Below are 7,160 nucleotides of genomic sequence, written 5' to 3'. Positions count from 1 at the left end.
GTCGAGTTGGTGCGAGGCTGGCTGAGCGAGCAACCTGAGCAAGTCTTACAGGTAGTGGAACGACAAGCGCGACAACTGCTGGTGATGCAACAGGAGATCGCGCACTATCAGCAACACGTTAGTCAGTTACACCAAGAATTAGCGAGTGTTCAAGAGCAGCCCGCTCGCAGTGCCGCGCCGTTTGCGATAGCCGCCGAGAGGCGCAAAGCAGAGCCAAAACGCCCAGGGCGTAGCGTCGGACATGTTGGGGAGTGGCGGCGAGCGCCCGCTGAGGCGGCGAGTGATGAGCAGGTTGAAGTGCCCTTGGAGTGCTGTCCCGACTGTGGAGCAGCCCTGGTGGTAGGGCAGCAACGAGTGATTGAACAAACGATTTTGGAATTGCCGCAGGTGACGCCGCGGGTGATTCGCTTGAGAACCTATCGCAATCACTGTCAGCAGTGTCAGCAGACAGTGCAGTCGCATCATCCGTTGCAAGTGTCTCATGCGGTGGGAGCCGCAGGGACACATTTAGGACCGCGAGCCTTAGCGGTTGCGACCGCGCTTAACAAGGATTTTAAGTTGCCCTTACGCAAGAGTTGCCAGGTATTGCAGCAGTGTTTTGGCTTGTCGTTGTCGCCGGGCGGCTTGTCCCAGGCGGTTGCCCGGGTGGCAACGCGACTGCAACCGGATTATCAGCAGATGTTGGAGCAGATTCGCCATAGCGACGTGGTCTACAGCGATGAGACAGGCTGGTGGCTCAACGGTCCGGGCTACACCTTGTGGGTGTTCACCAACCAGCAAACCACTTACTACCGCATTGTTGCTTCGCGCACTCGCGAAACGGCTCGTGGCATCCTGGGAGACCACTTTTCAGGGGTCTTAGTCAGCGACTGTTTATCAATTTACGATGGACTGAATCCCGTGCAGCAAAAGTGCTATGCCCATCATCTCAAAGCCATCTCCAACGCCCTTAAAACCCCACAAGGCAAAGGGTCAACCTATTTGTTAGAAGTCAGAGCCTTGTTGCACAGCGCTCAGTTACTCAAGCGCTTGCTGCCTCAGTTGCCCCCCCAACAGTTTCAACAATCACGCCAGTTTCTCGCCCAACGATTTGAGCAATTGTTGGCGCAGCCACGGGCGCAACCGCATGACCCGCAAAGTCAACAGGAGGAGAAAATCCGTCAACGACTCTTCAAACAACAAGACCATCTGTTGACGTTTCTCGATTATCCCCAGGTGGAGGCGACCAATAACCAGGCTGAGCGACAACTGCGTCCAGCGGTGATCAGTCGCAAGATTTCCTGTGGCAACAAAACCGAGCAAGGGGCGAGTACCTGGGAAATCCTTGCCTCGCTTGCCGCAACCGCTCATCAACAGGGCAACTCGTTTATTGACCAAGTCGCCCAAAAGGTGGTGCTCAAACCTGATTCCTTAACCACACGCTAATCACATACGCCGTTCGCCCCTACAACAAATCATCGGAGTTATTTAATTCCCATTCCTTAACGAACTTATACACCGCTATATCAGCAGATCTTCAATGCAGTTTTGAGGCGCACGGTGTGCGCCTCAAAACTGCCAGGAGCTAATTTTCCAAGCGCGTTGCGCTTGGAAAATTAGCTCCTAAAAGAAGACTGAAGACTCTGCGATGCTTTTCATTGAGATATTCCGGAGTCTAAAGCGTTGGGTCAGAAAACGTATTGCATTGTTCCGGATCACCTGTTGCCATGCCTTTCTGAAACCAGCTGACTCGCTGGGCTGAGCTACCGTGGGTAAACGACTCAGGGACTACGTAGCCTCTCGATTGTTGCTGTAGCCGATCATCGCCAATGCTACTGGCAGCATTTAACGCTTCCTGGACATCTCCTTGCTCTAGCAATTGCCGCGATCGCTCAGCATGATATCCCCAAACCCCTGCAAAGCAATCGGCTTGCAGTTCCAACCTGACTGAAAGCTGATTGGCTTCTGTTTCGCTGACGCGTTGCTGCAATTGAGACACTTGGTCAGAAATGCCCAGTAAATGTTGCACATGGTGCCCAACTTCATGGGCAATCACATAAGCCTGGGCAAAATCGCCGGGTGCCTGATACTGATTTTGCAGATCCTGGTAAAAGCTCAAGTCAATGTAAAGTTTTTGATCGCCCGGGCAGTAAAACGGACCGACAGCAGATTCAGCATACCCACAGGCTGACTCAACCGCATCGGAGTACAACACCAGGGTCGGTTCAACATAGGTTTCTCCCTGTTCCTGAAACAGTTGATGCCAGGTATCTTCGGTATCCGCCAGAACGACGGAGACGAAATCTGTCATGGCATCGGGGGTGACTGGAGTGGTTGGATCTTGAGGAGAGGTACCCACCGGGCGATCGCCAGATGAGTCACCGGGATTGAGCAGAATGGTAGGGTCGCCCCCTAGAAATGTGACTAAGAGTGCTAACAGTAACGTACCAATGCCGCCCCCAACGATGGGAACAGACACCCCCCGACCCCGGCGATCTTCAACATTTTTGCTGCGTCGTCCCTTTTCCCAATCCATCGGTTTAGATCTCCAACATGAGCATTTGACCTTTCATAAACCTTATAACCCTGACAGATCCCTGTTCGAACACGCCATAGTTTTAGGATTGCTCTATGCTAAACGCTAAAACACATGCTCGATTCTGTCTTGTATCGCAAGGACTAATCCATCCGGTGCTGGGGATTGGGGACGGCTCGCGGCGCGAGCCGTCCCCAATCCCCAGCACCATCCCCAATACCCTCAATTGATTGACATGGGACTCCACCTGTATTCTGAACACATTCAAGCTATTCGACAGCACGCCGAACACACCTACCCGGAAGAGTGTTGTGGGTTATTACTCGGCACCTTTTCAACGGGGTGGACTGGAAAGGATAACGAAGAAGCACTGAGCAAACGGGTAATACACGTTTGGCAAACCCAAAATAGCTGGATGGCTGAGCGAGAAGAGATGGGCGATCGCCCTCCAGTTGGCGATCGCATTCTCAGCAAACACAACCGCTATTGGATCGAGCCTGAAGAAATCTTGGCGGCACAAAAATATGCCAGGACGCAACAGTTCGATATTATTGGGATCTATCACTCTCATACCGACCACCCGGCGATACCCTCAGAGTGCGATCGCACCCTCGCCTGGTCGAGGTACTCGTATCTGATTGTTTCCGTCCAACAGGGGATCGCTCAAGATTTACTATCCTGGAATTTGGACTCAAACCATCAGTTCCAACCCGAACCGATAGACTTGATCACTTCGCCGGACTGACGAACTCCGGCAGTTTCGCTACCTTCTCCGGCGCGTAGATTAAATAAAGCCAACGTTTTATTTAATTTGTGTTCCTCATCCCTCACCTCTAACCCCTAATCCCTGTTTCTAGAACGATCATGCTAAATCCCAATCTGGATGAAGTCCAGCTCAGTCGAGAAGAATATGAACGCTATTCCCGTCACCTGATCCTGCCCGAAGTTGGGCTAGAAGGGCAAAAACGCCTGAAAGCTGCCAGTGTTCTTTGCATTGGTACAGGCGGGCTTGGCTCTCCCTTACTGCTCTATTTAGCCGCAGCGGGGATCGGACGCCTGGGAATTGTTGACTTTGATGTGGTCGATAACTCCAACCTTCAGCGCCAGGTGATTCATGGCACCTCATGGGTCGGTAAACCCAAAATTTACTCCGCCAAAGATCGGATTTTAGAAATCAACCCCAACTGTCAGGTCGATTTACACGAAGTCCGGATTTCGTCCGAAAATGCGCTCGACATCGTGGCTCCCTACGACATTGTGGTCGATGGCACCGATAACTTCCCTACTCGCTATCTGGTCAACGACGCCTGCGTTTTGCTCAACAAACCCAACGTCTACGGCTCGATCTTCCGCTTTGAAGGACAAGCCACCGTCTTTAACTACGAAGGTGGACCCAACTACCGTGACCTCTATCCCGAACCCCCGCCGCCGGGACTCGTACCCTCCTGTGCTGAAGGTGGGGTATTGGGAATTTTGCCGGGAATTATTGGTGTAATTCAGGCAACAGAAACCGTCAAGATTATTTTGGGTAAAGGGCAAACGCTGAATGGGCGACTGTTGATTTACAATGCACTCAATATGACGTTCCGTGAACTCAAGCTTCGACCGAATCCGGTTCGTCCTGTCATTGAAAAATTGGTCGATTACGAAGAGTTTTGTGGAATTCCTCAAGCCAAAGCAGAAGAGGCAAAGCAGCAAATGGAACTGCAAGAAATGACGGTGCAAGAGTTGAAGCAACTGCTAGATAGTGGTGCGGATGACTTTGTTTTGTTGGATGTGCGCAACCCCGGCGAATACGAAATTGCCAAGATTCCCGGATCTGTGCTGGTGCCCTTACCCGATATTGAAAATGGGGATGGTGTTGCTAAGGTCAAAGCCCTGCTGAACGGGCATCGCTTGATTGCCCATTGCAAGATGGGGGGACGGTCTGCCAAAGCCCTATCCATTCTGAAAGAAGCAGGGATTGAAGGCACCAACGTTAAAGGTGGGATCACGGCGTGGAGCCGCGAAGTTGATCCCTCCGTTCCAGAGTACTAAGAGTTTGTGTTCTGTCAGGAGTGCGGCGTTGCCGCACTCCTGACAGCGACCTTCTGAGTTTGATGTACGGTGTCATCCTCAGGAACTGACATAGAAATATGGTTCTACTACAGGGGTTTGGCAATGCCAAACCCCTCTTCTATAGCGTCTGACGCCATCGAGTTAAGACAAGTCATGAATTGAAACGCTGCACGGAGTGCAGCGTTTCAATTCATTATGGTTCTACGCAATCTAGTTAGGACATCGGAGGGGGGTGGGGCGGTGCCCCCACGCAGGAGTTCCACCCCTGCACCCCGTCCTAACCCTAATGCGTACCGCTATCCCTTCCTGCTGAGGGTGTAGCGCTATATCAACTCTTACAACAGAAATTACCATCGCAATTCTCTGTGAGTTGTAATGTGTGAGGCAGGCATTGTTTGCCTCATTCTTTGTCGTCGATCGCAGCCTTCATTCTCTTATGAGCACCTCATCCTCTCATCCTGCTGTTTTGTGGAAACAGGTTTTTGGACTGACTGCCGTTCAAGTTGCCATATCGTTCATGTGGCTGATCTATGGAACCTATTTGCCCCAGTTGTTGGGCGAATTTGGTATGCCTGCGGAAATTGGTGGGGTGTTGTTTGTCATCGAAAATGGTATTGCGATCGCCACTCAACCGTTGATGGGTGGGCTATCGGACCGCACCTTGCACTGGATGGGGTCTCGCTTTCCGTTTATTGCGGCTGGGGTTATTCTCTCTTCGGCACTCTTTATTCTGCTGCCATTGCTGACGTTCGTTAACAGTCCGGGTGTTGTGATGCAGTGGGTGATGATTTTTGCCCTGGTGTCCTGGGCATTGGCAATGACCATTTTCCAGAGTCCTGTCCTGTCATTGCTGATGAAATATGCCTCGATTCAGCATCTGCCAGTGGCTGCCAGTTTCCTGACGGCTGCAATAGCATTGATTGGCACGGCTAGACCTGTCGTCAATCAGATGATTCTGAGCCTGGGTCCTGTAGCAACGTTTGTGATTGGGTCGCTGGTGTTGCTAGGGGCAGCAGCGGCTTTAAGAGCCATCGATCCACCAACTCCACCACAAGGGTTGACGGCTGCCCCGGTTCAGCCCGTTGCCCCTGTGGCATTGCTATTAATTGCTGGACTGGGTATTACCATCGGTTGGGGCAATCGCCTGGTGATGGATATGCTTGGCAAGGTCTTTAGCTATCAGCTACCCGGAGCCAATATAACTCAGTTAATGGGCATGGTGGGCTTTGGCATTGCGGCGATCGCCGTTCCTGCCGGATTGGTCGCAACTCGCCGGGGCAATCGGTTGATGCTGTGTCTGGGCTTATTATCAACCATTACCTTTGCAGAACTCCTCGTCTTGCTCCCTAACCCAGTAACGTTAATCCCGTGGGTGGTAATGTTGATCGGCTCTCTCAGTCTGGTTTTGAATGGAGTCTTTCCTCTGGTGTTGGTGCTTGTGCCTGCGGCAAAAGGAGGACTCGGTATCGGCACCTATTTAGGGGGGTTAGCCGCTGCCACGATGAGCTTTAACATGATATTTCCCCAGCCAGAACTAATTCGGGTGGAAATTGGCACCTTTATCGCGCCGATCGCCTTTTTTATCGCAACCTTGTGCGTGCTTGCCAGCTACCGCATTGTCATTCCTCAAGCTGAACTGAAACCTTAAACGTGCGACTAGTGTTGCAAACACGAAATTTTGCAACATGGGGGTTTGGGGGCTGCGCCCCCAAGAGAGGGGTTTACCCCCTCCACCCCCTCTAAAACTTTTAAGTTGGTGTACCAGGGTGCATCGGCGTTGCCGATGCACCCTGGTCGAGCAATCAACTATAACCCTGGCTGCACCTGAACCAAGTGTTCCAGGTCAAGTGTTGCCAATCGTTCATACGCTCGATCGACCGATCGCTGACCTCGCAAAAATCCTGTGTTCGCTCCCGGACAAAGATAGGTGAGTGTCTCACTAGAAAAGCGATCGCGCAATGTTTTAACACTTTGGAGTTGCCTGCGCCAGTGAAAGGTTTTGGCAATGCGTAACGGGGTTGGCTCACCGTGTTGATTGGGTAGCAAATGCCGACCAGAAAATAAGATACCGTTGTGGCGATCGCAATACAGACAGGCGGACCCCGGTGAATATCCAGGTGTCCAAATCAGCTCAATCCCCGGCAAAAGATCCAGTCCGTGATGGAAAGATGTCACCTTTACGTCTGGTAACAGATACGCCTCTTGCTCTTGAATCACAACATGACAGCCAAATCGTTGCTGGATTTCGGGCGCTCTGGCGATCGCATCCCGATGCGTCAAAAACAACCACTGCACCCCACCCTGGTCTTGCAAAAACTGTTGATTGCCCTCATCCCAGGTCGGACAATCCACCACAATGTTGCCCTGCGGATGCTGAATCAAATACGCCGTGCCCCCCATCGTGTCGCGATTGGGAGAGAAAGCAAACACCCCTTCCAGAACGGGGCGTGGCGGCTTAACAGCCGAAACCTGAGAGTTGGTAGAAAACACAGCGTTATCAGATAAGAGTTTGTGAGGTCAAAGCTCACTATATCGCCCTTTGCAGCAACCAGATCCCCAGCATTTCCTAAAAAAGCGAGGATCTAAA

General features: G+C 51.8%; 6 protein-coding genes. 4 read left to right on the top strand and 2 right to left on the bottom strand.

What is annotated here, in order from left to right:
* The coding region (gene tnpC, locus ACR6Z4_RS31880) for an IS66 family transposase (protein WP_479721347.1) at positions 1 to 1,425 on the top strand (1,425 nt) is incomplete at its 5' end.
* A 229-nt stretch (positions 1,426 to 1,654) separates the two neighbouring features.
* Here the strand turns inward: tnpC and ypfJ are convergent.
* A complete protein-coding gene (ypfJ, locus tag ACR6Z4_RS31875; RefSeq protein ID WP_479721346.1) occupies positions 1,655 to 2,515 on the bottom strand; it encodes a KPN_02809 family neutral zinc metallopeptidase in 861 nt (286 codons plus the stop codon).
* A gap of 235 nt (positions 2,516 to 2,750) precedes the next feature.
* On the opposite strand from ypfJ, the gene ACR6Z4_RS31870 reads away from it, so the two are divergent.
* The 3 genes from ACR6Z4_RS31870 (at position 2,751) to ACR6Z4_RS31860 (ending at position 6,221) form a co-directional block, all read left to right on the top strand.
* Positions 2,751 to 3,260: a M67 family metallopeptidase gene (locus tag ACR6Z4_RS31870; RefSeq protein WP_479721345.1), complete on the top strand. Its 510-nt coding sequence runs from the start codon at positions 2,751 to 2,753 to the stop codon at positions 3,258 to 3,260.
* Positions 3,261 to 3,379: 119 nt separating this feature from the next.
* Positions 3,380 to 4,552 (top strand): molybdopterin-synthase adenylyltransferase MoeB, encoded by a 1,173-nt coding sequence (gene moeB / locus ACR6Z4_RS31865; RefSeq protein ID WP_479721344.1) that lies wholly within the window; start codon positions 3,380 to 3,382, stop codon positions 4,550 to 4,552.
* 457 nt (positions 4,553 to 5,009) lie between these two features.
* Positions 5,010 to 6,221: an MFS transporter gene (locus ACR6Z4_RS31860; protein WP_479721343.1), complete on the top strand. Its 1,212-nt coding sequence runs from the start codon at positions 5,010 to 5,012 to the stop codon at positions 6,219 to 6,221.
* Between the two features lie 158 nt (positions 6,222 to 6,379).
* On the opposite strand, the gene ACR6Z4_RS31855 is transcribed toward ACR6Z4_RS31860, so the two are convergent.
* Entirely contained in the window at positions 6,380 to 7,063 is a 684-nt protein-coding gene (locus ACR6Z4_RS31855) for an MBL fold metallo-hydrolase (RefSeq protein ID WP_479721342.1), read from the bottom strand.
* Between the last annotated feature and the right edge of the window lie 97 nt (positions 7,064 to 7,160).

This window comes from Calyptranema fuscum S582 (assembly GCF_055793305.1).
This window is presented reverse-complemented; position numbering and strand designations above follow the sequence as displayed.

Coding starts and splice junctions, on each gene's coding strand:
- ypfJ (WP_479721346.1), bottom strand. CDS start 2,515: ATGGATTGGGAAAAGGGACGACGCAGCAAAAATGTTGAAGATCGCCGG.
- ACR6Z4_RS31870 (WP_479721345.1), top strand. CDS start 2,751: ATGGGACTCCACCTGTATTCTGAACACATTCAAGCTATTCGACAGCAC.
- moeB (WP_479721344.1), top strand. CDS start 3,380: ATGCTAAATCCCAATCTGGATGAAGTCCAGCTCAGTCGAGAAGAATAT.
- ACR6Z4_RS31860 (WP_479721343.1), top strand. CDS start 5,010: ATGAGCACCTCATCCTCTCATCCTGCTGTTTTGTGGAAACAGGTTTTT.